This window comes from Peribacillus sp. FSL K6-5616 (assembly GCF_038008245.1).
GTDB classification, from domain to species: Bacteria; Bacillota; Bacilli; order Bacillales; family DSM-1321; genus Peribacillus; species Peribacillus frigoritolerans.
The window spans coordinates 2,351,413-2,374,569 of the sequence record NZ_JBBOYT010000001.1 but is presented as its reverse complement, the minus strand read 5'-3'; the positions used below and the strand labels follow the sequence as shown (position 1 = coordinate 2,374,569).

At 42.0% G+C, this 23,157-nt stretch carries 22 protein-coding genes; 20 read left to right on the top strand and 2 right to left on the bottom strand.

What is annotated here, in order from left to right; all coding sequences use genetic code 11:
• Window positions 1–119: 119 nt before the first annotated feature.
• Complete coding sequence (locus MHB45_RS11345; RefSeq protein WP_048679776.1) at window positions 120–821, top strand: ankyrin repeat domain-containing protein; 702 nt, start codon at window positions 120–122, stop codon at window positions 819–821.
• 83 nt (window positions 822–904) lie between these two features.
• On the top strand, window positions 905–1,864 hold the full coding sequence (locus tag MHB45_RS11340; RefSeq protein ID WP_048679774.1) for a DUF4822 domain-containing protein: 960 nt from the start codon (window positions 905–907) through the stop codon (window positions 1,862–1,864).
• Between the two features lie 76 nt (window positions 1,865–1,940).
• Here MHB45_RS11340 and MHB45_RS11335 read toward each other — a convergent pair whose 3' ends face one another.
• Both MHB45_RS11335 and MHB45_RS11330 read right to left on the bottom strand, forming a co-directional pair.
• A complete protein-coding gene (locus MHB45_RS11335) occupies window positions 1,941–3,029 on the bottom strand; it encodes a methyl-accepting chemotaxis protein (RefSeq protein ID WP_048679771.1) in 1,089 nt (362 codons plus the stop codon).
• Entirely contained in the window at window positions 3,022–3,666 is a 645-nt protein-coding gene (locus MHB45_RS11330) for a hypothetical protein (RefSeq protein ID WP_081088613.1), read from the bottom strand. The genes MHB45_RS11335 and MHB45_RS11330 overlap by 8 nt, the downstream gene beginning before the upstream one ends.
• A 606-nt stretch (window positions 3,667–4,272) precedes the next feature.
• On the opposite strand from MHB45_RS11330, the gene MHB45_RS11325 reads away from it, so the two are divergent.
• From MHB45_RS11325 to MHB45_RS11240, 18 genes are all read left to right on the top strand, one after another.
• A complete protein-coding gene (locus tag MHB45_RS11325; RefSeq protein ID WP_226990408.1) occupies window positions 4,273–5,301 on the top strand; it encodes a TRAP transporter substrate-binding protein in 1,029 nt (342 codons plus the stop codon).
• Between the two features lie 36 nt (window positions 5,302–5,337).
• Window positions 5,338–5,910 carry a TRAP transporter small permease gene (locus MHB45_RS11320; protein ID WP_048679765.1) on the top strand — a complete coding sequence of 191 codons (573 nt, stop codon included), beginning with the start codon at window positions 5,338–5,340 and terminating at the stop codon, window positions 5,908–5,910.
• Complete coding sequence (locus MHB45_RS11315; RefSeq protein WP_048679762.1) at window positions 5,907–7,184, top strand: TRAP transporter large permease subunit; 1,278 nt, start codon at window positions 5,907–5,909, stop codon at window positions 7,182–7,184. Before MHB45_RS11320 ends, MHB45_RS11315 begins: the two co-directional genes overlap by 4 nt.
• Window positions 7,185–7,244: 60 nt before the next feature.
• Window positions 7,245–8,291 carry a TRAP transporter substrate-binding protein gene (locus MHB45_RS11310; protein WP_048679759.1) on the top strand — a complete coding sequence of 349 codons (1,047 nt, stop codon included), beginning with the start codon at window positions 7,245–7,247 and terminating at the stop codon, window positions 8,289–8,291.
• Between the two features lie 24 nt (window positions 8,292–8,315).
• Window positions 8,316–9,566 carry a lactate racemase domain-containing protein gene (locus MHB45_RS11305; RefSeq protein WP_048679757.1) on the top strand — a complete coding sequence of 417 codons (1,251 nt, stop codon included), beginning with the start codon at window positions 8,316–8,318 and terminating at the stop codon, window positions 9,564–9,566.
• A 64-nt stretch (window positions 9,567–9,630) separates the two neighbouring features.
• On the top strand, window positions 9,631–11,835 hold the full coding sequence (locus MHB45_RS11300) for a dihydroxy-acid dehydratase domain-containing protein (RefSeq protein WP_048679755.1): 2,205 nt from the start codon (window positions 9,631–9,633) through the stop codon (window positions 11,833–11,835).
• A gap of 63 nt (window positions 11,836–11,898) precedes the next feature.
• Window positions 11,899–12,666 (top strand): IclR family transcriptional regulator, encoded by a 768-nt coding sequence (locus MHB45_RS11295; RefSeq protein WP_048679752.1) that lies wholly within the window; start codon window positions 11,899–11,901, stop codon window positions 12,664–12,666.
• 31 nt (window positions 12,667–12,697) lie between these two features.
• Window positions 12,698–13,585 (top strand): fumarylacetoacetate hydrolase family protein, encoded by an 888-nt coding sequence (locus tag MHB45_RS11290; protein WP_048679749.1) that lies wholly within the window; start codon window positions 12,698–12,700, stop codon window positions 13,583–13,585.
• A gap of 11 nt (window positions 13,586–13,596) precedes the next feature.
• On the top strand, window positions 13,597–13,896 hold the full coding sequence (locus tag MHB45_RS11285) for a UxaA family hydrolase (protein ID WP_048679745.1): 300 nt from the start codon (window positions 13,597–13,599) through the stop codon (window positions 13,894–13,896).
• Window positions 13,897–13,900: 4 nt separating this feature from the next.
• Entirely contained in the window at window positions 13,901–15,058 is a 1,158-nt protein-coding gene (locus MHB45_RS11280; RefSeq protein WP_048679869.1) for a UxaA family hydrolase, read from the top strand.
• A gap of 21 nt (window positions 15,059–15,079) precedes the next feature.
• On the top strand, window positions 15,080–16,549 hold the full coding sequence (gucD, locus tag MHB45_RS11275; protein WP_048679742.1) for an alpha-ketoglutaric semialdehyde dehydrogenase GucD: 1,470 nt from the start codon (window positions 15,080–15,082) through the stop codon (window positions 16,547–16,549).
• A 67-nt stretch (window positions 16,550–16,616) separates the two neighbouring features.
• Complete coding sequence (dgoD, locus tag MHB45_RS11270; protein WP_072273059.1) at window positions 16,617–17,765, top strand: galactonate dehydratase; 1,149 nt, start codon at window positions 16,617–16,619, stop codon at window positions 17,763–17,765.
• Between the two features lie 17 nt (window positions 17,766–17,782).
• The gene (locus tag MHB45_RS11265; RefSeq protein WP_048679734.1) at window positions 17,783–18,694 is read left to right on the top strand and encodes a dihydrodipicolinate synthase family protein; all 912 of its coding nucleotides are present in this window, start codon (window positions 17,783–17,785) and stop codon (window positions 18,692–18,694) included.
• Complete coding sequence (locus MHB45_RS11260) at window positions 18,691–19,638, top strand: U32 family peptidase (protein ID WP_048679730.1); 948 nt, start codon at window positions 18,691–18,693, stop codon at window positions 19,636–19,638. Before MHB45_RS11265 ends, MHB45_RS11260 begins: the two co-directional genes overlap by 4 nt.
• 38 nt (window positions 19,639–19,676) lie before the next feature.
• Complete coding sequence (locus MHB45_RS11255) at window positions 19,677–20,636, top strand: C-terminal binding protein (RefSeq protein ID WP_048679726.1); 960 nt, start codon at window positions 19,677–19,679, stop codon at window positions 20,634–20,636.
• A gap of 14 nt (window positions 20,637–20,650) precedes the next feature.
• Window positions 20,651–21,514 carry a fumarylacetoacetate hydrolase family protein gene (locus tag MHB45_RS11250; RefSeq protein ID WP_340907874.1) on the top strand — a complete coding sequence of 288 codons (864 nt, stop codon included), beginning with the start codon at window positions 20,651–20,653 and terminating at the stop codon, window positions 21,512–21,514.
• Between the two features lie 21 nt (window positions 21,515–21,535).
• Window positions 21,536–22,492 (top strand): sugar kinase, encoded by a 957-nt coding sequence (locus tag MHB45_RS11245; protein ID WP_048679719.1) that lies wholly within the window; start codon window positions 21,536–21,538, stop codon window positions 22,490–22,492.
• A gap of 14 nt (window positions 22,493–22,506) precedes the next feature.
• Window positions 22,507–23,139, top strand: coding sequence for a bifunctional 4-hydroxy-2-oxoglutarate aldolase/2-dehydro-3-deoxy-phosphogluconate aldolase (locus MHB45_RS11240; RefSeq protein WP_072273057.1), 633 nt, complete (start codon window positions 22,507–22,509; stop codon window positions 23,137–23,139).
• Window positions 23,140–23,157: the final 18 nt, after the last annotated feature.

Sequence of the window (23,157 nt, the reverse complement as noted above, 5' to 3'; positions counted from 1 at the left end):
AAAAATAAAAAGGGAGAAAAATACTCATGCTACCTCAAACACATTTATAGCACAAGTCATTTTTGGTGCATCAAGATGACGGAAAATCCATTTGGGCAGATGAAAGGATGGTGTGTTTCATGTGGAGACGGCTAACGATTGTCATCGGATGCCTATTCATCCTTCAAGGGTGTGTCTTAGATAGCGAAAGAGAGCCAAATAAACAGCATAAGGAGTCAGGAAAGGGAATGAATGAATTACTGATTCAAGCAGTAGAACGAAAAGAAACGGAAAGAATAAGGAGTTTGATTGAGGAAGGTGCAGATATTAATACACAGGACTCGGCAGGGCGAACCGCCACTATGATTGCGACTTATAAGAACGATGCAGAGTCTGCAAAAATCCTTATTGAAGCGGGTGCAGACGTCAACATTCAGGATGACATGAAAAATAGCCCCTTCTTGTATGCCGGTGCTGAAGGTTATCTAGATATACTTAAACTTGCGATTGAAGCAGGTGCCGACCCGTCCATAACCAACCGTTATGGAGGAACGGCTTTAATCCCTGCTTCGGAACATGGATATGTAGAGGTTATTAAAGAACTCCTAACTAAAACTGATATTGATGTGAATCATGTAAATGATCTTGGTTGGACAGCTTTGCTAGAAGCTATCATTTTGAATGATGGTGATGGAAAACAGCAGCGAACAGTGCAATTGTTAATAGATCATGGTGCAGTTGTCAACATTCCTGATAATAATAATATTACCCCTTTACAACATGCCCGCGAAAAAGGATTTAAAGAGATTGAACAAATTTTATTAACAGCAGGAGCAAAATAACCAGATTGCGATACTTTCATTTTGTAATGTCAATTGCACCGCTAATTAATTAAAATCACAATAGGATATGAGGAGACGAAAAAATGAACAAAAAAGCAAAAATTTCATCATCTATACTACTTGGATTAACATTGGCCCTAACAGGATGTAACACAAACGCACAAGACAGTCATAGTGGACAGGGGCAGGAACAAACTGCCAAAGAAAGTAAACAAGAAAATAAGTTAACAGCAGGCCAGGAATTGACTAAAATTCTTAGTGGCACGAATTGGCAAGGTACAAAAGTTTATGATAAGAATAATAATGACTTAACAAAGGAGAATGCTAACTTTATTGGTCTCGCAAAATATGACGATGAAACATCCAGATATGAATTTTTTGATAAAAATACAAAAGAAAGTCGTGGTGATAAGGGAACTTTCTTTATTACCAATGGGAAGATGCGAGTGTTAATTTCAGAATCGATGGGTTACCAGGCCGTTGTTGAAATAACAGAACTGAATAAGGATATGTTTACTTATAAAAGAATGGGTAAAGATGCTAATGGAAATGACGTAGAGGTGTTTGTTGATCATATTCCTTATAAGGAAACAGAACTTTCCTTTACAGATCCAGACAAAAATTTGGAAACTTACACTGGAGACGTAGAAACAGATGTTGATGGAGATAAAATTTTATCAAGCACCCCATGGCAAGGAACAGTGGCATTGGATGAAAAGGGAAATGATGTATCAAGCTATAACTCGAATTATTTAGGTCTTGCAAAATATGATGATAAAACAAATAAGTATGAATTTTTTGATGCTAAAACCGGTGAAAGCCGTGGTGATTACGGCTATTACGATGTTGTTCACGGAAATAAGATAAGAGCACATGTTTCACTAGGGGAAAATAAATATGGCGCAGTTCTTGAACTTACAGAGCTTAATGAAAATAAATTCACGTATAAACGAATCGGTAAAGATAAAGAGGGAAAAGATATAACGATAACAGTGGAACATATACCTTATGAAGGTGATTTGAAACTAAAATCAACTAAGTAAAATAGTAAGAAAGGGATTTTGCATGAATAGCAAAATCCCTTTCTTGATATAGTAATAGAATAGTGGTTAGAGATGTTTAAGCGTTAAACCGTTCAACAGATGTTTCCAGGTCATTAGCGAGCTTAACCATTGAGGAGGTGGAGAAGGAAATGTCCTCCATGGATTTCGCTTGTTGATCGGTTGATTGTGCCACTTGCTTTGAAGCCACTGCCGTTTCCCTTGTCAACCCTGCAAAATCTTCTATCGAAGCATTGATTTCCTGAGAACTTGCTGCCATTTGCTCTGTAATGGCTGATATTTCTTGAATCTGATCACTAACATGCTCAAAAGATTTTATAGTCTGTTTAAAAGTTTCTCTTGTATTCAGCACAAATTTTGTCCCTTCCTCTACCTCATTAGTTCCAGTTTCCATCATTTTCACTGATTCATTTATGATGGATTTAAAATGAAGCAGGGACTCTTGAATATGGATGGCAGATTCCTTCGTGCCCACTGCCAATTTCCGTACCTCGTTCGATACCACCGCAAAACCTTTACCTTGTTCACCGGCTCTAGCAGCTTCAATTGCCACATTTAGTGATAGCAGGTTTGTTTGCTCGGCAATTCCTGTAATTACATGTACAATATTCACAATCTCATTTGCTTGTTCGTCCAAATTCTTTATTCTTGAACTTGTTTGCAGCATCACATCTTTTACTTGCAGAATTTGATTTGAGAGTTCATTTATATCTTGATTTCCAATGGACATCCTAGTTGAAACATGATTTGTCTGTTCGCTGACTTCTGAAGAAGCTTTGGCAATTCTTTGTATACCTATGGTCATTTCCTCGATGACCCTCGATGATTCTTCACTTCTGTGCAATTGTACTTCCGCAGCTCCTGAAACTTGCTGAATCCCATTAACGATATATTGTGTGGAAGTATCCATTTCTTTGATTTTGTGCTCGATATCACTTGATGATTCGAGTGATGAGCTTTTCATGGAATTGACGATCATAGTTGTATTGGTGATCATTTCTTCAAAGGATTTCACTAAAACCTTGATTTCGTCATTTCCCTTAACCCTTGTGTTGCTAATCAGTTTATTGGCTGTTAATAAATCTCCATTTGAGATTTCCTTTGCAGCCAAGCTGACCTTGAGAAGCGGGCTTAACTTTTTAGTCAAGAACCATATTAGTGCACCCACTACGATCGTCAATAATTACATTGATTATTATCATCAGGGGAAGGATGCCACCCAGAACCGTGCTGGCCGTAGCATCGACTTTGCTGGCATCGATATCCACCCCTAGAATTCCAATGACCTCGTTCCCATTCTTTATGGGAACGAAAACGGATAAATAGTCACCATATTCAGGATCATGAACGATGGAAGTGGTAGTAACCTTTCCCTTCATGACGCTATCTACATCCTGAAATGAAGTTGCGGTTGTGGGTGTTAAAATGGGAGATGCTTTTTTATCTCCCTTACCCATTCCGTCTATAAGAATATGGACTTTTTTGTTATTTTCGTCAATTCCCAATGTATATACATATAATGCTCCAGTTTTTTGTCTATAATCGTCTAACTGCTCGCGTATCTCCCAATATGTAGAGGTTTCGGATTGATTACTTAAAAATTCAGCATAAGATGTTGGATTTATTGCATGAGAGATGTTGCTTGCAATGTCTAAGCTGCTCATAGCGATTGTTTTCTCAACCGTATCATTTGTACTTTTATACATTAATAATAAACTTCCAATTAATGTAATGACCATGCCTGTTAAAAGAACAAAACCTATTTTCGTACTGAGTTTATTCATCTTTGTTTATTCCTTCCCCGTGTTATATATTAACCATGTTTTATATATCGGTAATAATTAAATATATATTTAATGAGACTTTAAAAGCTTCGTTGGAGTTTTTATTCCTTAAGTCTTTAACCTGTTGTAAGAGGGGTTCATATTGTATGTATTTTAAGGGAAACCTGGTTTTGCTTGATTTTCTATCCTATAAATATTCTAATATAGAAAAAAACGACTTTTATCTTTCCCGTTTTGTTTCTAAAAATCTCTGTAAATATTAATTAGTGAAATAGAATATTTGTTAAATTGTTATAAAATTCAAAAAATGGTTTGACATTAGTAAAAATGGGAGCTTATAATCAACGTAAGATATAAAATTCGAAAACCGAGTTTTATATTATAGAACAAATTAACCTTTTATTTTATTAAAGTAATGGCTTAAAAAGTGAATTAACCTGTGAAACGTAATGAGAAGTGAAGTGTTTTATCCTTACTCTGAATAAAACAAAAACTGTGTTTTATAATATAAAACAATTTGTTTTTTGCTTATACAAGGGTGAGGAGAAGTTTTTAAGATCAGCCACAAATGATAACGCTTACAAAAAACTCAGGGGAGGGTTTTTATTGAAAAAAAATAAGCTTTTTGTATTTTCCACAAGCTTAACTCTTGCAATGACATTCCTTTTATCAGGATGTGGTGGAGGTGAGGGAGAAAAAACCAGTGGATCTGGAGTTGAAAAGAAAACTATAAAAGTGGCACATTATTTTGCTGAAAATCATCCTCAAAACATTGCTTTGAAAGAAAAGTTCAAAAAAATGGTTGAAAAGGAGAGTAATGGTGAACTAGAGGTTCGGATTTATGCGAACAGTACATTAGGTGCAGAAAAAGAATTTTATGACGGCGTTAGAAACGGAACGATCGAAATGGGCGTTCCAGGGCTAATTATGCAGTCGGACATTCCTAAAATGGGTGTTCCGGAATGGCCCTTCCTATTTAGGGATTACGATCATGTAAAGAAGGTATTGAATGGACCTATAGGAGAGGAATTGACAGAAGATCTTGATCCAAAGCATGGGGTGACACCGCTCGCATGGAGTGCAAACGGATTTAGGATGTTTTCGAGTAATCGTCCAATTAAGAGAATGAAAGATTTTGATGGACTTCGACTTAGAATGCCGAACATCCCGAATTACATAAAATTAGGTGAATCATTGGGGGCAAATGTTAGCCCATTGCCTATTTCAGAAGTTTTTACCGCACTTGAACAAAAGGTTGTTGATGCTCAAGATAATCCCATAGCCACACTGAGATCCTCGGGGTGGAATGAAGTACAAAGTGATGTACTGGAATCCAAGCATATGTTCAGCCCCAATATTTACATTATCAATAGCAAATTCTATAAAGGGCTAACAAAGGAGCAACAAAAAATCATTCAAAAAGCAGCAAAGGAGTCGGCAGCATATGAGTTTGATTTGATGGAAAAAAGTTATGAAGATGACAAAGCATATCTTATGGATAATGGAATCAAATTTACAAAGCCTGACGAAGACTTTTCACAAAAAATGTTAAAAGCATCTCAACCTGTTTATGATGAAGTCTTTGAGAAAAATGACTGGGCGAAGGAGCTTGTCGGTAAAATACAAGCAGAATGAAGCAGGCGCTCTAGATAGGAAGGGGGAGATGTATAGGTGAATAAAATATCAAGAATCTTGGAAAATTCGTTAAACATTATTATGGCAGTTGCTTTAGCAATAATGGTCGTACTCGTGTTTGGTAATGTAGTTCTTCGTTATTTCTTTAATTCAGGGATTACTTGGTCAGAAGAAATGTCAAGGTATCTCTTTATTTGGTTGACGTTCCTTGGCGCCATCGGAGCTTTCAAAAATAAAGAACACTTAGGTGTCGATATGGTCATCAAACGACTCCCGAATAAGATGAAAAAAGTGGTTCTAGTTATTAGTGATTTGATGATGTTATTCGTTCTCATCCTAATCTTGGATGGCAGCTGGAAAATGACATTGATAAACATTGACAGTACTGCCCCGGCCACCGGCATGCCACTGGCATTTGTATATGGGACAGGTATTCTTGTGAGTGTGTCAATGGGCAGCATGATCATTTTCAATTTGTATAGGATTTTCTTCAATAAAATTAAAGACGAAGAATTGGTGATGATAAGTGAGTCAGAAGAGCTAATTTCTCTCCATACTGATGAATTTGCTTCAGATATTAGGATTGTCAAGGAGGAGAAACAGGGATGATAGGTGTATTTGTCGGATCTTTACTGGGAGCCATGGGACTTGGAATACCTATTGCCTTTGCCTTACTTGTAAGTAGTGTAGTGTTAATGTACTTCCTTGGTATTTTTGATAGTCAAATAATCGCACAAAATCTAATCAGTGGCGCCGATAACTTCCCTCTAATGGCCATACCGTTCTTTATGCTTGCAGGAGAGGCGATGAATAGGGGCGGATTATCACGGCGTATCGTTGAGATGGCAATGAACTTGGTTGGCCATATCAAGGGAGGCCTTGGCTATGTTGCGATCATTGCGAGTGTGTTGTTTGCAAGTTTATCAGGATCTGCTGTTGCCGATACAGCAGCGCTTGGAGCTATATTAATTCCCATGATGGTGAAGTCAGGATATGATGTGAACCGGTCAAGTGGGTTGATTGCATCCGGTGGTATCATTGCCCCGATCATTCCGCCGAGTATTGGCTTTATCATTTTTGGTGTCGCAAGTGGTGTGTCCATTACAAAGCTGTTCATGGCAGGAATCGTTCCTGGTATTTTACTAGCGGTCGGACTAACGGTTACCTGGTCCATTGTTGCACGAAAAGATAAAGTCGCCGTTAACCCCCGAGCTTCAACAAAAGAAATACTTACCTCTCTTCGTCAAGGCATTTGGGCTCTATTCCTGCCCGTCATTATCATTGGTGGATTGAAATTCGGTTTATTCACACCGACTGAAGCGGCAGTAGTGGCTGCAGTCTACGCAATATTTGTCGGTCTAGTAATCTATCGTGAAATGAAAGTGAAAGATTTATATGAGGTCTTTGTTCATGCAGGAAAAATGACAAGTGTTGTCATGTTTCTGGTCGCCGCAGCACTCGTGTCATCCTGGCTGATAACTGTAGCCGATTTACCTGCTCAGGTGATTGAATTGCTGGAGCCATTTATGGATCATCCATTCCTTCTATTAATAATGATAAACTTATTGGTCATCGTAGTTGGAACTGCTATGGATATGACGCCGACAATCCTTATTCTAACGCCAGTATTGATGCCATTGGTGGTCGCTGCAGGTATTGACCCAGTTTACTTCGGTGTCCTGTTTATCCTGAATAACGCCATCGGTTTACTTACACCACCGGTCGGAACCGTGTTAAATGTCATGTGCGGCATAAGTAAGATCAGTATGGAAGAAATCATGAAGGGGATTTGGCCATTCTTGCTCGTGGAAGTAATTATATTGATCTTGTTGATTTTGTTTCCTTCCTTAGTGCTGGTTCCTCTAGAATGGTTTACCTCCTAACGGAATTAAACAAGTATATGGGTCTGTTTGCTGGTATTCAACTTATTTTATAGGAGGAAAATGAAAATGAATAATTTGTTCAAACGTTTGGCGGTTGGAGTACTACTACCTTCATTACTATTATTAAGCGCTTGTGGAAGCGGACAGAATGAAAGCGCTTCAGCTGACGGTATACAGGAAAGAACAATCAAAGCAGGGATCGGAAATAGTAAAATGCATCCACAAGGAAAAGGAATGGAGAAATTTAAAGAACTGGTTGAAGAAAAAAGCGGGGGGAAAATGAAAGTCCAAAACTTTTTTGATGCCACCCTCGGAGATGATCAGAAAATGACAGAAGCTCTTCAAGGTGGCTTACAGGAAGTAACTGTTCCTTCAACCTCACCACTTGTTGGTATGATTAAGGAATTTGGAATTTATGACTTCCCTTTTGTCTTTAATGATGAAGAAGAAGCTTATACAGTACTTGATGGTGCAGTAGGAAAAAAACTTTTGGATAAATTACCGGAACATGATTTAGTAGGTTTGGGATACTGGGAAAATGGTTTCCGAAGCTTAACCAACAGTAAACACCCTGTTAAAACGGCTGAAGATTTCAAAGGGCTTAAACTTCGTACCATGCAAAATGAAGTGCATTTAGATGCATTTTCAAAGTTAGGGGCGAATCCATCGCCGATGGCTTTCTCAGAAGTGTTTACTGCACTGGAAACAGGCACTGTTGATGGTCAGGAGAATCCACTCGCAACAATTCAAACGCAAAAATATAATGAAGTGCAAGAATACTTAAGTCTTACAAATCATGTTTATACACCATTTGTATTCCTTGTAAGTAAAAAGTTCTGGGATGACCTATCAGAACAAGAGCAAGAAATCATGAGTGAGGCCGCACAAGAGGCTGGAAAGTATCAACGGGAAGTTAACCAAAAAGAAAATGAAAAGGCACTTAAATATCTAAAAGAAGAAGGAATGAAAATCAATGAAGTAGAGCCGGAAGAAATGGAAAAAATGAAGAAGGCCATCCAACCAGTGACGGACGAATATGCCAAGAAATTCGGACCGGATCTTGTAGAGGAAATGATGAGCGAAGTTGAAAAAGTACGCGATAAATAATCCAGATTGTTTGGAGGATAGAAAATGGATATTATCTCTGAACTTTTACGTGAAATCCAATTACCGAAAATGGTCAAAGTGAGGCAGAATTTTCGTACACCTCAAATCGCTGATGTAGCCGGTGAGGTGAAGAAGGCGATAAAAGAAGCAGGTGTCTTATCAAGAATAAATGAAGAAGACAGGGTGGCAATTGCAGTAGGAAGCAGAGGGGTAGCGGACCTTCCTACATTAGTAAGAGAAACGGTGGCTGCCGTTAAGGAGGCGGGAGGTAATCCTTTCATCGTACCTGCAATGGGAAGCCATGGTGGTGCCACGGCGGAAGGGCAAATCGATGTGTTGCTTCAGCTGGGTATTTCAGAAGAAGCGGTTGGAGCGCCTATCAGGTCATCGATGGAAGTTATTAAACTGGATGAATTGCCAAATGGCCTCCCTGTCTATATTGATAAACTTGCTTACGAATCGGATAAAATCATAGTCATTAATCGGATAAAACCACATACAGCATTTCGCGGACCGGTTGAAAGCGGACTTATGAAAATGATAACTATCGGTTTAGGAAAGCAAAAGGGAGCCGAAGCTGCACATGCATACAGCTTTAAGTATATGGCGGAACATGTCCCTGAAATGGCTAAGGTTTCCTTGTCAAAAGCTCCTATCATATTTGGTCTTGCGTCGATTGAAAATGCTTATGATAAACCGGCGAAAATCGTCGCAGTCCCAGCTGAGGACCTGGAGGTAGTGGAACCGGGACTGTTGCTTGAAGCAAAATCATTGATGCCGAAAATACATTTCGATTCGATCGACGTACTTATTGTAAATGAACTCGGAAAGGATATTTCGGGGGATGGAATGGATCCGAATATAACGGGTAACTTCGCCACTCCATACGCTACCGGGGGACCAGACGTTAAACGGACCGTTGTACTTGGACTTACTGAAAAAACTCACGGTAATGCAAACGGCATCGGCATGGCTGATATGACGACGAAGGCCGTCATGAATGAAATCAAATGGGAAAAAGGCTATGCCAATGCACTCACAAGCACAGTGACAGATGTAGTAAAGCTCCCGATGTTTTTGGATACGCAGGAATTAGCTGTTAAAGCTGCCATCAAAACGTGCAATGCATTTGACTTAACTAAAGTGAGAGTCGTAAGAATAAAAAACACGCTAGAAATCGGTGAAATTTGGATTTCTGAAAGCATGATGGAAGAAGCTTTAAAAAACAAAAATTTAAAAATCCTATCAGAACCAGAAGAATTGGCACTAGACTAAAAACCTTCTTTACTATTTTTAGAGAATGGAAGAAATCATTTGAAATCAGAAAAGGAGCGCTGAAATGACACACCTATATCCACTAATTGATAACGGGATAAACCCTTACCGCGATAATGTACAGGGAAAAGCAAATGAACCCATTACGGTTGCAGGTCTGTTGGACCGTTCAAAGCTGACGCTTGGCTCCACATATGAAGGGGGCAAGCCTGATTGGACGCTTGAAGAAATTTATATGCGGCTAGAGAGGAATGCCCCGCGGATCGCAATAATCGGTGGTTCGTCCGATCATCCGGCCCATATAATGGATTACCAAACGTCAGCACGGGCAGCAATCCGCATTTGGCAAAACGGCGGTGTGCCGTTTCATTTCTCGACACCGGTGATGTGTGATGGCACGGCGCAAAACAATCAAGGAATGAGTTACTCTCTCCAGAGCCGAAACGCGGTTGCACAAATGGTTGTCAACCAGCTAGAAGCTCACAGTTATCATGGTGCATTCGTCATTCAAGGGTGTGATAAACAGCCTCTTGGTGTTGTAAGTGCACTCGCACATGTTGATCGTGTTCGTCGAAACCGTGGTGAAGCGCCCTTTTTCGCAACATTCGCACCTGCTCACGTATTGGAAGGCGGTTCGATTCCAGCTGACGTGATTGAAGAATTGGAAACTCTTGCGAAAAAAGCGGAAAGTAAAGGAGCAGCCGATGTAGCCGTAGATTTACGAGATACGATGGCATATATATTGCAATGTTCATCGAATACTGCTTTCCAGGGCGTGTTTGAACGGGCCTATGAACGAGGAATATTGACGAAGGAACAGCATAAATACTTTGAAATGAGACTTGCTGTCGCAACATGTGACGGGCAGGGAGGTGTATGTGCCTTTAATGGTACGGGGAATAGTTCACGTCATTTAGTGGCAGGCATGGGTCTCGTTCATCCAGCAGTGGAGCTATTGACCGATCCACCAACACAACGCCAGATTAACTCGGTGCTTGATAGCTTTGCCGGCATGATAAACGAAGAGCGCTACGGCGTGGCCAACATTGTCGCTGCGAACATAAAAAATGCAATCCGTATTCACAGCGCTTCGGGTGGTTCTACTAACTTAATGATGCATATTGTCGCAGGCATGCTTTATGCAGGATTCAAATTCAGTTTATGGGATCTTGACCGCATTCATCATTCACATCCAATTCCTGACTTATTTGATTACAGTCTGACAGAAGGAAGGGACATATATTCACTTGCGATGCAGTGTTGCAGCGGGAAAAGCAGAGGAATGGAAACACTTTTTCATGAACTTATTGAGAATGGTGTTCCAATGGATCAGGATGCGCCGACTGTCGCAGCAAAAACTTGGAAAGAACGTCTTTCGATCACAAGTAGCCTAAAAGCGGTTAATGTAAAGAAAAATCAGGTCATTTTATCCAATCCACGCCGTGGATTCAGCGGTGTTGATGTATTAAAAGGAAACTTCTTTGAAAGCGCCGTTGTAAAAATCAGCGGAATGCCGACACCACAGCTTGACCAATTCGACGATAAGCTTGCATTTGTCCTATATTACGAAAATGAAGATGATGCAAATAAAAGCCTGCTCGATTCGAATCTGCTTTCAAAAATAAAAGAGCAAAAGCTATTCGAACATAATCTATTGCTAGAATCTCTTAAATACAACAATGAGCCGGAATGGTCTCTTCTAAAAACCGCTACCTATGGGGAGTTATTTGACAGGATGGTTGAAGCAGGCACATTGAAAATTGCGGTTATTATCTCAGGGCAGGGGCCAGTGGCATTCGGAATGCCGGAAATGTTTACACCAATGCAACACATCAATGCAAATCGTGTTATGAAAAAAATCGCTACAATCATTAGCGACGGCCGCTATTCAGGAGTCACATATGGTGCTGCCATAGGACATATGACCCCGGAAGCGTATGAAGGTGGCGGCATTGGATTACTTAAATCAGGGGATGTAATTCACCTTCAGCTTCGTGATCGACGGATTGATTTTGTAGATTCTACTCAACTTCATTCTGGAAAGGTTATTCATGATTTTGCGGATCATTATAAAGAAGAAAGACAATCATTGGCAGCTGAACGCAAGCAGCGGATGAAAGTTAGACAAAAAATGGTTGCGGCAAGCAACAGGATGTTTGGGCATACAGATGCAGCAAATGGTGTTGTTCCAATCGCTGTCATTGAGGATGCGGTACTTGATTATGAACAAGATATTATAATCCATGAAAAAAAAGTAGAAATAAAGTGAGGTATGCTCGTCATAAATCCGATAAGATAAAGGTAGACAGAATGATAAAAGGAGTGAGGAACGATGCCTATCATCCAATCGGTGGAGCGTGCCTTGAAAATATTGGATTTATTTGATGAGCGTGAGCGTGAACTAACTATCACAGAGATAAGTAAGAGAATGAATTTACATAAAAGTACGGTTCATTCACTATTAAAAACCTTACAGGAGCATCACTATATTTCACAAGGCGAAGAAAATGGAAAATACTCGCTAGGATTAAAGCTATTGGAGAGGGGAAGCGTTGTTGTGACCCATCTCGATTTGCGCAATGTAGCAAGAAAACATCTTGAAGGGCTTTCAGCAACAACGAATTTGACGCTGCACCTTGTCATATTGGACGGGCAGGAAGGTGTCTATGTCGATAAAGTGGAAGGTACTGGGGTAACGGTCCTGTATTCCCGTATTGGCCGTCGTGTTCCGATTCATACAAGTGCAGTTGGCAAATCTCTTGTTGCAACCAAAACGGATAGTGAACTGGATTTGCTCTTGGACGGCTATGATTATACGGGACCGACAGAAAAATCGATTAGATCCAAGGAACAGTTTTTAGCCGAAATCGAAAAAGCACGCATTAATGGTTATTCAATGGATAATGAAGAAAATGAACCGGGCATTTTCTGTCTTGCCGTACCGATAAGAGATTATTCAGGAAAGGTAATCGCTGCAATGAGTGTATCGATGCCAGCTTCGAAAGTAAACGAAGAATCACATGAGTATTATGTACGTCTCTTAAAGGAATGCAGCAGTAAGATTTCGCAGGAGCTCGGTTATGAATATCAAAAAATATAAAAAGAGGTCTGCCATTAGGAGGAACTAACAAATGAGAATTATTCGCTATGTACATGAAAACAAAAAACAACTTGCTGCCGTGACAAACGAAAATAATGTGGTGGACCTTCCATTTACGGATTTTATGTCGTTGATTACAACGGCACGCTGTGAAAACAGAACGGCGTTTGACATTGTAAAACAAATTGTCGCTGAAGGGGAAAAACAGCCATTGGAAGGTCTTCAATTAACAACGCCGATCGACGCACCGGAAGTATGGGCATCTGGTGTTACGTATAAGAAAAGCAAGGAAGCACGTAACTACGAAGCAACGCAAGGAAAACTGGACCGCCAAACTTTCTATGACAAAGTTTATGATGCAGTGCGTCCTGAGATTTTCTTTAAATCAACTGCAGCAAGAACCGTAGGCCCGAATGACCCAGTATACTTGCGTTCAGATTCAAAATGGCAAATTCCGGAGCCGGAGCTTGGTCTTGTCATCGATAAAAAGGGAACGGTGCTCGGATATATCGCAGGGAATGACATGAGCTGCCGTGATATTGAAGGTGAAAACCCGCTTTATCTCCCACAGGCAAAAGTTTGGAAAAACTCTTGTTCCATTGGACCGGCCATCTTATTAAAAGAGGCTGTTCCGGATCCATATGAGCTTAAAATCATGTGCCGGATTTTTCGAAATGAAGAAAAAGTATTTGAAGGTGAAGCGAAAGTAAACCAACTGAAACGAAAATTAGAAGAGCTCGTCGACTATTTAGTCTTGGATAATACTGTATTTGACGGATCCGTTTTACTTACAGGTACATGCGTGGTACCGCCAAATGAATTTACATTGAAAGGCGATGACCGGATTGAAATCGAAATACCAGGGATAGGGGTATTAAACAACCCGGTTATCCAAAGTAAAGCAGTTCAAACCATTTAAGGGGTGACAAAATGAGCGAGTATAAAACACTTTACTTAAGTAGGAAAGATAGTGTAGCTGTCGCTTTAGCCGAAATCCCTGCAAACACATCAGTAGTTGTGAAATCAGACCTTGAAGAACTTGTCGTAGCCATCCTTGAACCGATTCGTTTTGGACATAAGTTCGCAGTCAAAGCCATCAAAGAAGGAGAAGACATAATTAAATATGGAGAAGTCATAGGTGCAGCCTCAGCTTTTATTCCCGCTGGTGCACATGTTCATGTACACAATTTAGAAGGCAAAAGAGGAAGGGGTGACAAAATTGCTGAATGAAAAAATGCAATTTTGGGGCTACCGCCGTCCGGATGGCCGCGTCGGTGTACGGAATCATGTACTGATTTTGCCAACGATAACATGTGCAACTCAAACAGCTCAGCGCGTCACGGAATTGGTGAGCGGAACCGTTACATTCATTCATCAGCATGGCTGTGCGCAAGTGGGCACTGATTATGATCAAACGGCCAGAACCTATGCGGGGATGGGCATGAATCCTAATGTATATGGTGTCATTGTACTCGGACTTGGCTGTGAAACACATCAGGCGCACCGCATTGGAGATGAAATTGCCAAATGCGGTAAACCAGTGGAAACCATATCGATCCAGGATCATGGAGGCACTCTTCAAACCATTGCCGAAGTATCTAAAATTGCGGTAAAAATGGTCCAGGATGCCTCGATGGTGCAACGGGAATTATGTGATTTTAGCGAGCTGATTGTCGGCACAGAATGCGGTGGGTCGGATGCATGCTCAGGCTTATCGGCGAACCCGGCAGTCGGACGTACAAGCGATTTGGTAGTTCAGCAAGGGGGAACCGCAATATTAGCGGAAACGACTGAACTCATCGGTGCTGAGCATTTGATCGCAAACAGGGCGGCAAACGGCCAGGTAGCAAAAAAAGCTTATGCGGTTATTAAAATGATGGAAGACCGCTCGATTCAAATGGGCGTAGACATCCGCACCGGAAATCCAAGTCCGGGAAACATTGAGGGAGGTCTCAGCTCACTAGAAGAAAAATCTCTGGGGGCAGCGACAAAATCAGGTACAACCAGATTGGAAGAAGTCATTGATTATGCACAGGTGCCCACGAAAAAAGGGCTAGTATGGATGGATACACCTGGCCATGACATTGAGCAATTGACAGGCATGGTCGCAGGCGGAGCCCAAATCGTTCTCTTCACTAGTGGAAGGGGCACGCCAACAGGATCTCCTATTTCACCCGTCATTAAAATCTCAACTAATACACCAATGTTTGAAAAGATGAATGAAAATATGGATCTGAATGCTGGGACCATTGTCGATGGGTTAGAAACCGTTGATGAAGTGGGCAGGCGCATTATGGAGGAAATTCAACACGTTTCAAATGGAAAACTAACAAAAGCGGAGATATTAAAGCAGCATGACTTTGGCATTTGGAGAATTGGACCGACATTCTAAACGTAAAAGGAGCTAAAGATTATGATATCAACTACATTTGCAACGAAAACATATAAAAATTTCATTAATAATGAGTGGGTGGATGCATCTTCTGGAAATACCATCGAAAGTATTAATCCTGCGGACAAAGAGCCGGTTGGCTACGTACAAAGCTCAACCGAAGAAGACTTGAATAAAGCTGTGGCTGCAGCGCATAAGGCAAAAAGGGATTGGCGCAGGCTCGGGCAATCTGCACGTGGACAAATCCTTTTTAAAACAGCCAATATATTGGAAGAAAATCTAGATGAAATTGCTGAAACCATGACTCGTGAAATGGGTAAAACATTTCCTGAAGCAAAGGGTGAAACGGCACGAGGTGTTGCAATCCTGCGTTACTATGCTGGGGAAGGGATGCGGAAAGACGGCGATGTCATACCATCATCCGATAAAGACGCACTAATGTTCACGAAACGGACCCCACTAGGTGTTGTAGGGATAATCACACCTTGGAATTTCCCAGTTGCAATACCCATCTGGAAAATGGCTCCAGCTCTTGTTTATGGCAATTCAATCGTATGGAAACCGGCTACTGAGGGAGCCGTTACGGCAGCGAAAGTCATGGAATGCTTTACCAAAGCAGGCTTTCCTGAGGGTGTTGTGAATTTTATTACCGGTAAAGGATCGATCATTGGCCAAGGACTCATCGATCATCCGCTTTTAAATGCGATCACATTTACCGGTTCTGAAAGTGTCGGTCAGAGCGTCGCAAAATCAGCTTCCGCCCGCGGAATAAAATATCAACTTGAAATGGGTGGAAAGAATCCAGTCATCGTAACGAAAGATGCAAACATCGACCAAGCTGTCGAGGCGGTCATCAGCGGTGGATTTCGTTCTTCCGGCCAGAAATGCACAGCTTCAAGTCGTGTAGTCGTTGAATCGTCCGTCTATGATGAATTCAAACAAAAACTGGTAAAGGCAGCAGCGAAAATTACAGTGGGCAACGGTCTTCAAGAGGGTATTTGGATGGGCCCATGTGCAAGCGAAAGCCAGTTCAATACGGTCACAGAGTACATTGAAAAAGGCAAGCAGGAGGGAGCAAAACTCATACATGGCGGGGAGATATTAACTGGCGGAGACTATGATAGGGGCTTTTTCATCACACCAGCGATTTTTGAAGACGTGACGTCCGAAATGGAGATTGCACAGGCAGAAATTTTTGGACCAGTTATCGCACTTATGAAAGCAACCGATCTTGCCGAAGCGATTGACTTGGCAAATAATACGAAATACGGATTGAGTGCCTCAATCTTCACATCAAATATTAGCTCAATTTTGGAATTCATTGATGAAATTGAAGCAGGTCTTGTCCGCATTAACGCAGAAAGCGCGGGCGTAGAGTTGCAAGCCCCATTCGGAGGCATGAAGGCATCAAGCACGGGTTCGCGAGAGCAAGGGGAAGCGGCGAAAGAATTTTATACAGCCATAAAAACGGTTTTTATTAAAGGTTCTTAACAGGTGCAAGGGAGGTTTCCATTTTTGAAAATCTCTCTTTCTTCAAAAAAACATTGCGAGGTGCTTGATGAAAATCATAAAAATTTCTTTATACAAAGTCCCGCCCCGCTGGCTGTTTTTAAAAATCGATACGGATGAAGGCATTTCCGGATGGGGAGAGCCTGTCGTGGAAGGCCGTGCTGAAACGGTTAAAGCAGCAGTTAACGAATTGACCGATTATCTGATCGGAAGAAATCCGAACGATATTGAAGACATCTGGCAAACTCTATATCGAGGTGGATTTTATCGTGGGGGGCCAATTTTAATGAGTGCCATTTCCGGCATTGAGCAGGCACTATGGGATATTAAAGGGAAATACTTCAATATTCCTGTATACCAAATGCTCGGCGGTAAAGCACGTCAAAAAATTAAAGTGTACTCATGGGTCGGAGGAGATCGACCGGTGGATGTAGTTGCTGCCGCACTAGGAAAACAGAAAGAAGGCTTCCTTGCAGTCAAAATGAACGCATCAGAAGAAATGAATTACATAGATAGCTTTTCAAAAGTAGAAGCGGTCGTCGAACGCGTTGCTTCAATCAGGGAAGCGGTTGGCAAAGACTTTGGCATCGGTGTGGATTTTCACGGGAGGATTCATAAAACGATGGCAAAGGTGATTGTGAAAGAACTCGAACCATACCGTCCAATGTTCATTGAAGAACCGGTGCTCCCGGAAAACAATGAAGCACTTCGTGAGATTGCCTGGCATACTACGTGTCCGATTGCGACGGGAGAAAGAATGTATACGCGCTGGGGCTTTAAGCAGCTACTTCAAGATGGTTATGTCGATATAATTCAGCCGGATCTGTCTCATACAGGTGGTATTTTAGAAGGGAAAAAAATTGCCGCAATGGCAGAAGCGTATGATGTAGCCATTGCGCCGCACTGCCCGCTCGGTCCAATGACTCTTGCTTCATCCCTTCATCTGGACGCAACGACACCGAATTTCATTATTCAGGAGCAAAGCCTTGGTATTCATTACAACGAAGGCATGGACATTCTCGATTATATGAAAAATCCAGAATTATTCGATTATGAAAATGGCTATGTGAACATTCCGGATAAACCGGGTCTTGGAGTGGAAATTGATGAAGAAAAAGTGAAGCAGGCAGCAGAGACCGGACATAATTGGAAAAACCCAATTTGGCGTAATGAAGACGGGAGTATCGCTGAATGGTAATAAAAGGAGGGAAAATAATGGACTTTCATGGCATCATTCCACCGGTAGTCACCTTATTTGATGAAACGGGGAACTTGGATTTGGAGTTGAACAGAAGGTATATCGACCTATTAATCTCACGGAATATTGACGGTATTTTGTTGATGGGTAGTTCAGGTGAGTTCTCCTCACTTACGACTGAAGAAAGGAAATTATATGTACGCGAAATGTTAAAGCACATTAACGGACGAGTGCCAGTTATGGTCGGAGTCGGGCATACCGCATTAAAAGAGGTGCATGAACTGACTTCTTATGCAGAAGAGCATGGAGCGAACGGCGTTCTCGTAGTAAACCCATATTACTGGAAGCTGTCTGACGAGCAATTATATCGACATTTTTCCAGTGTGGCGAATCATACTAATCTGCAAGTTTTCATTTATAACATCCCGCTCTTGACCGGACAAAATTTATCAATCGAATTGATTAAAAAATTAGCCCAAAATCATTTAAATATAGCAGGTATTAAAGAGACGGTCAGTGATTTCGGCCACCTTCGTCAAGTGCTGGCAGAAGTGAAGAAAGTTCGCAGTGATTTCAAAGTCTTCTCCGCGTTTGACGAGCATTTGCTTCCGGCTCAAATGATTGGTGCAGCTGGAAGCATTAATGGAAGCGCTGTCTTTGCCCCGGAAATATCCGTACATTTATATGAATCGTATCATAAAGGAGATCTCGCTGAAGCCCAGAAAAATCATCAAGTGATTTCAAAACTGATGGATGTGTACAATTACGGTCCGACATTTTTTACAGCCATGAAAGAAGCCGTTCATCAGCGCTGGTTTGACGTTGCGGCTGGACACCGTGCCCCATGCGATGTTTACCCTGCTGATTTGAGTGACAAAGTAGCTGTTCTCTTAAAAAATATAAATATGAAAGAAGGCGTCCAAAAATGAAAGAATCACGCGACTTGCTCGAACAATTAGGCTACCCATCTACTGATCTTAAAGAACTTCCTACATCAACGAAAACATTTCCGGATGGAGCTCAATATCGTATTGAACTACCAAGTGTAGAAGGTCCAGCTGCCCTAAAAGAAACATTGAAAGAAATTGACCGACTCGGTTTGACTATTCACCGGATATCCCAGGGCAGCGGCATCATGCTTCAAACGGATGAAGAAATTAAAGAAATGTGTGAAATGACAGCAGAGCGCGGCATGGAGCTCAGTCTGTTTGTCGGTCCCAGGGGTTCATGGGATGTCAGTGCGGGACCGCTTACGCCAGGAGGTAAATCTCAGGGAATCCGCCATGAAGGATCGGACCAGCTTGTTTATGCCATGGAAGACTTGAAAAGAGGAGCTGCACTTGGTCTTCGCGGTGCGTTAGTTGCGGATGAAGGACTCCTACTTTTAACGAAAGAAATGAAAAAATACGGACAGCTTCCGGAAGACTTTGTTGTTAAAGTATCGGTTCAAATGGGTTCAGCCAATCCAGTATCCGTTAAATTAATGGAAGACATCGGAGCGGATACCTACAACGTGCCACCTGCATTAACGCTGTCCAAACTTGCAGCGATCCGACAATCAATAAACATTCCAATTGATTTATACGTTGAAGTTCCGGATACCTTTGGAGGCTTTCTTCGCTATTATGAAATACCGGAAATTATCCGTGTATTGGCGCCTGTATACATTAAATTTGGTCTGCGTAATCATCCTGATGTATACCCTTCAGGGAAACAATGGGAAAGTACGAACATCTCACTCGCTCAAGAACGTGTACGCCGTGCCGCAATTGGTATTCAAATGATCGAACGATACTTCCCAGAAGCCAAAACATCGAAACTCGGTGCAGAAGGACTCGGTATTGCAAAAATTGAAAAGGCAGCAGCGAAATAGATGTCAGGTATTTATTACTATAAAGGAGTTTAGCCCAAATGCCCTTTAAAATATTATTAACGGATTATGAATTTGACCATTTGAAATATGAAGAAGAGATTTTTCAAAAAAGCGGTTTGGAAATCGATTTCATCAAAGCGCAATGCAAAACGGAAGAAGAAGTAATGGAGCAGGCAAAAGAAGCGGATGCAATTTTAAATCAATATGCTCCTATCTCACGCCGAGTCATTGAGTCGCTTGAGAACACGAAAATCATTTCCCGCTATGGTGTTGGCGTCAATACAATTGATCTCAATGCGGCTAAGGAAAAGGGGATAACTGTCGCCAATGTACCGGATTATGGCATGGAAGAAGTATCGAATCATGCATTGGCACTTTTACTTTCGTCGGCGCGGAAAGTGACACTGTTAAACAAGGAAGTGAAAAAAGGTAACTGGGACTTTAAGGTGTGTGTCCCGATTCACCGTTTTAATGAACAAACGGTTGGGGTTCTCGGCTTTGGCCGGATTCCGCGCCGTTTCATTGAAAAGGTGAAACCGCTCGGCTTTAAAACCGCTGCTTATGACCCTTTCGTATCGGCAGCAGACATGGCTGCTGTCGGGGTTCAAAAAATGGATCTCGACGAAATTATAGGCGAAGCCGATTATTTGTCGATCCATGTGCCCTTAATAGATGATACATACCACATGATCAATGAGGAGCGCCTTAAACAGATGAAGAGTAACGCGGTCATCATTAATACGGCACGTGGACCGATAATCGATGAAAAAGCACTTTCCTATGCACTTGAAAAAGGGATAATTGCAGGTGCTGCACTTGATGTGACAGAAAATGAGCCGGTCAGCATCGATAGCCCGCTACTCACAATGGACAATGTCATCATTACGCCTCACAGCGCCTGGTATTCTGAGGAAGCGATGGTTGAACTTCGTCAAAAAGCAGCAAGAAATATCGTTCAGGTCTTAAAAGGGGAAAAAACACCATACGCATTAACCTAAGAAAGGGGAAAAATATGAAAATAGCAACTTTTTCCGTGCAAACCGAACAGCACATCGGTCTTGTTAAAGATGATCAAATTATCAGCTTAACGGCTCTCTGTCCAGAAGAATTTCCTGCTTGCATAAAAAAATTTATAGAACGAGGAAGCGAGTTGCGTTCACGTGCTGAACAGATAATCGAGCAACGGGTAAATGACGATGCAATATTCAAACTGTCAGAAGTAAATATCCTGCCGCCAATCGCAAAGCCGGATAAAATCATTTGCGTAGGACTTAACTATTTTGATCATTGCAAGGAATCCGGGATGGAGCCTCCTGAATCACCGGTCATTTTTTCGAAATATGCTAATGCCATTGCCGGGCATAATGATGCGATTGAAATTCCGATTAATTCAACCGAGGTCGACTTTGAAGCAGAGCTTGCGTTTGTCATTGGTAGAGAAGCGAAACGTGTGTCAGAAGAAGAGGCGGATGACTACGTCTTTGGCTACACGATTATGAATGATATCAGCGCCCGAGATTTGCAATTTCAGGACGGTCAGTGGTCAAGAGGCAAAACGGCGGACACATTTGCTCCATTTGGTCCAGTTATCGTGACAAAAGATGAAGTGGGTGACCCCCACAATCTAGCGATTTCGCTTAAATTAAACGGTGAAATTATGCAGGATTCCAATACAAGCAACCTAATTTTTACGGTTCCGAAAATCATTTCATTTCTATCACAGTCCATGACACTAATGCCAGGTGATTTGATTGCAACTGGCACGCCACCAGGCGTTGGAATGGGAAGGAATCCGAAAATCTGGTTGAAAAACGGTGACCGGATGAACGTCAGCATTGAGAAGATCGGTACGCTTTCTAATCACGTAATAGCATGACAAGAGAAAGAAGATGATGACATGGATGTTGTAACCATCGGAGAAACAATGACAGTGTTTACCCCGAATGAAGAAGGACCGCTTCGCCACGCCAGATCTTTTTCGATGAAGTTTGCCGGTGCGGAATCCAATGTCGCGATTGGGTTAAGCCGACTCGGTCATAGCTCACGCTGGATTAGCCGTCTCGGTGAGGATGAATTTGGCGATGCCATGCAATCGTTCATTCGCGGAGAAGGCGTTGATGTCTCTTATGTAACAAGAGACCCTGAAGCGCCTACCGGAGTCTTTTTTAAAGAATTGAGACGGCTGAATGATACTCGAGTTTATTATTACCGGAAAGATTCGGCAGCTAGTAAAATGACGGCGGAATTACTAACGGATCTTGCCATCCAAGACGCCGCTTATCTCCATATTACGGGGATTACACCCGCACTAGGAAATTCTTGTCAGTCGCTCTTGGATAAAGCGGTCCGCATTGCTAAAGAAAACGGAAAAAAAATCGTCTTCGATCCGAATATTCGCTTGAAAATATGGGGCGATGAAACTGAAGCACGTCACATCATAACAAAGTACGCCTCGAAAAGTGATATCGTCATGCCTGGGGTGGCCGAAGCCGAATTTTTATTCGGTTCCCATACCCCGGAAGAATTTGTCGATCATTTTCATGAACTTGGTGTCGAAACAGTTTTACTTAAATTGGGCAAAGAAGGCTGTTTAATTTCAGCCCCGTCTGTACGGAAAACATACGTTCCGGGATTCTTTGTGGACCGGGTCGTTGATCCCATCGGTGCTGGGGATGCTTTTGCATCCGGTGTACTTTCCGGCATGCTGGATGGACTGCCGCTAGCTGAAGCTGCAAGGCGTGGAAATGCTATGGGAGCAATGGCAACGATGGTAAATGGCGATGTTGAGGGTTTGCCAATCCGTGCCGACCTCAATTTGTTCATGAATGGCGGCACAGAGGATGTAACGAGGTAGAAAGGTGGGAAAAAATGACTAAACTAGAAGAACTTAAACATGGGAAGCTGGTCGCCGTCATTCGCGATGCACGCCCCGATCAAATTATACCAATCGCCCGGGCCCTGAAAGAGGGCGGCATCCGAACGCTAGAGATAACAGTGGAAACTCCCAAAGTGTGCCATTTAATCGAAAGACTGAAAGAGGAGTTCGGTGATGATATCATAGCGGGTGCCGGTACAGTATTGGATCCTGAAACGGCCCGTGCGGTCATCATGGCAGGGGCTGAATTTATCTTTTCTCCAACCGTCAATGTCCAAACGATTAAACTGGCGAAGCGCTATGGCGTTATTAGCATCCCTGGTGCACTCACACCAACCGAAATATTGACTGCTTACGAGCATGGAGCTGACATTATCAAAGTTTTCCCGGCAGATGCATTGGGTGTTAGCTACTTTAAAAATCTTAAAGGACCGCTTCCTCATATTCCCCTTATGCCAACTGGCGGTGTCAACCTTGACAACCTCGCGTCATTTTTTAAGGCAGGGGCCATCGCGGCGGGAGTAGGCGGTTCATTGATCAATCCTGCGAAATTGATTACAGGTGAAGATTACACCAGGCTGACAGAAACGGCAAAAAAATTCTCGGCTATCGTACAAAAAAGCTAAAGCCGTCCATCGCTTATA

What these genes read in the sequence shown, in the direction of transcription:
- MHB45_RS11345 (WP_048679776.1), top strand. Translation starts at nt 120, where the DNA reads ATGTGGAGACGGCTAACGATTGTCATCGGATGCCTATTCATCCTTCAA.
- MHB45_RS11340 (WP_048679774.1), top strand. Translation starts at nt 905, where the DNA reads ATGAACAAAAAAGCAAAAATTTCATCATCTATACTACTTGGATTAACA.
- MHB45_RS11330 (WP_081088613.1), bottom strand. Translation starts at nt 3,666, where the DNA reads ATGAATAAACTCAGTACGAAAATAGGTTTTGTTCTTTTAACAGGCATG.
- MHB45_RS11315 (WP_048679762.1), top strand. Translation starts at nt 5,907, where the DNA reads ATGATAGGTGTATTTGTCGGATCTTTACTGGGAGCCATGGGACTTGGA.
- MHB45_RS11310 (WP_048679759.1), top strand. Translation starts at nt 7,245, where the DNA reads ATGAAAATGAATAATTTGTTCAAACGTTTGGCGGTTGGAGTACTACTA.
- MHB45_RS11305 (WP_048679757.1), top strand. Translation starts at nt 8,316, where the DNA reads ATGGATATTATCTCTGAACTTTTACGTGAAATCCAATTACCGAAAATG.
- MHB45_RS11300 (WP_048679755.1), top strand. Translation starts at nt 9,631, where the DNA reads ATGACACACCTATATCCACTAATTGATAACGGGATAAACCCTTACCGC.
- MHB45_RS11295 (WP_048679752.1), top strand. Translation starts at nt 11,899, where the DNA reads ATGCCTATCATCCAATCGGTGGAGCGTGCCTTGAAAATATTGGATTTA.
- MHB45_RS11290 (WP_048679749.1), top strand. Translation starts at nt 12,698, where the DNA reads ATGAGAATTATTCGCTATGTACATGAAAACAAAAAACAACTTGCTGCC.
- MHB45_RS11285 (WP_048679745.1), top strand. Translation starts at nt 13,597, where the DNA reads ATGAGCGAGTATAAAACACTTTACTTAAGTAGGAAAGATAGTGTAGCT.
- MHB45_RS11280 (WP_048679869.1), top strand. Translation starts at nt 13,901, where the DNA reads ATGCAATTTTGGGGCTACCGCCGTCCGGATGGCCGCGTCGGTGTACGG.
- gucD (WP_048679742.1), top strand. Translation starts at nt 15,080, where the DNA reads ATGATATCAACTACATTTGCAACGAAAACATATAAAAATTTCATTAAT.
- dgoD (WP_072273059.1), top strand. Translation starts at nt 16,617, where the DNA reads ATGAAAATCATAAAAATTTCTTTATACAAAGTCCCGCCCCGCTGGCTG.
- MHB45_RS11265 (WP_048679734.1), top strand. Translation starts at nt 17,783, where the DNA reads ATGGACTTTCATGGCATCATTCCACCGGTAGTCACCTTATTTGATGAA.
- MHB45_RS11260 (WP_048679730.1), top strand. Translation starts at nt 18,691, where the DNA reads ATGAAAGAATCACGCGACTTGCTCGAACAATTAGGCTACCCATCTACT.
- MHB45_RS11255 (WP_048679726.1), top strand. Translation starts at nt 19,677, where the DNA reads ATGCCCTTTAAAATATTATTAACGGATTATGAATTTGACCATTTGAAA.
- MHB45_RS11250 (WP_340907874.1), top strand. Translation starts at nt 20,651, where the DNA reads ATGAAAATAGCAACTTTTTCCGTGCAAACCGAACAGCACATCGGTCTT.
- MHB45_RS11245 (WP_048679719.1), top strand. Translation starts at nt 21,536, where the DNA reads ATGGATGTTGTAACCATCGGAGAAACAATGACAGTGTTTACCCCGAAT.
- MHB45_RS11240 (WP_072273057.1), top strand. Translation starts at nt 22,507, where the DNA reads ATGACTAAACTAGAAGAACTTAAACATGGGAAGCTGGTCGCCGTCATT.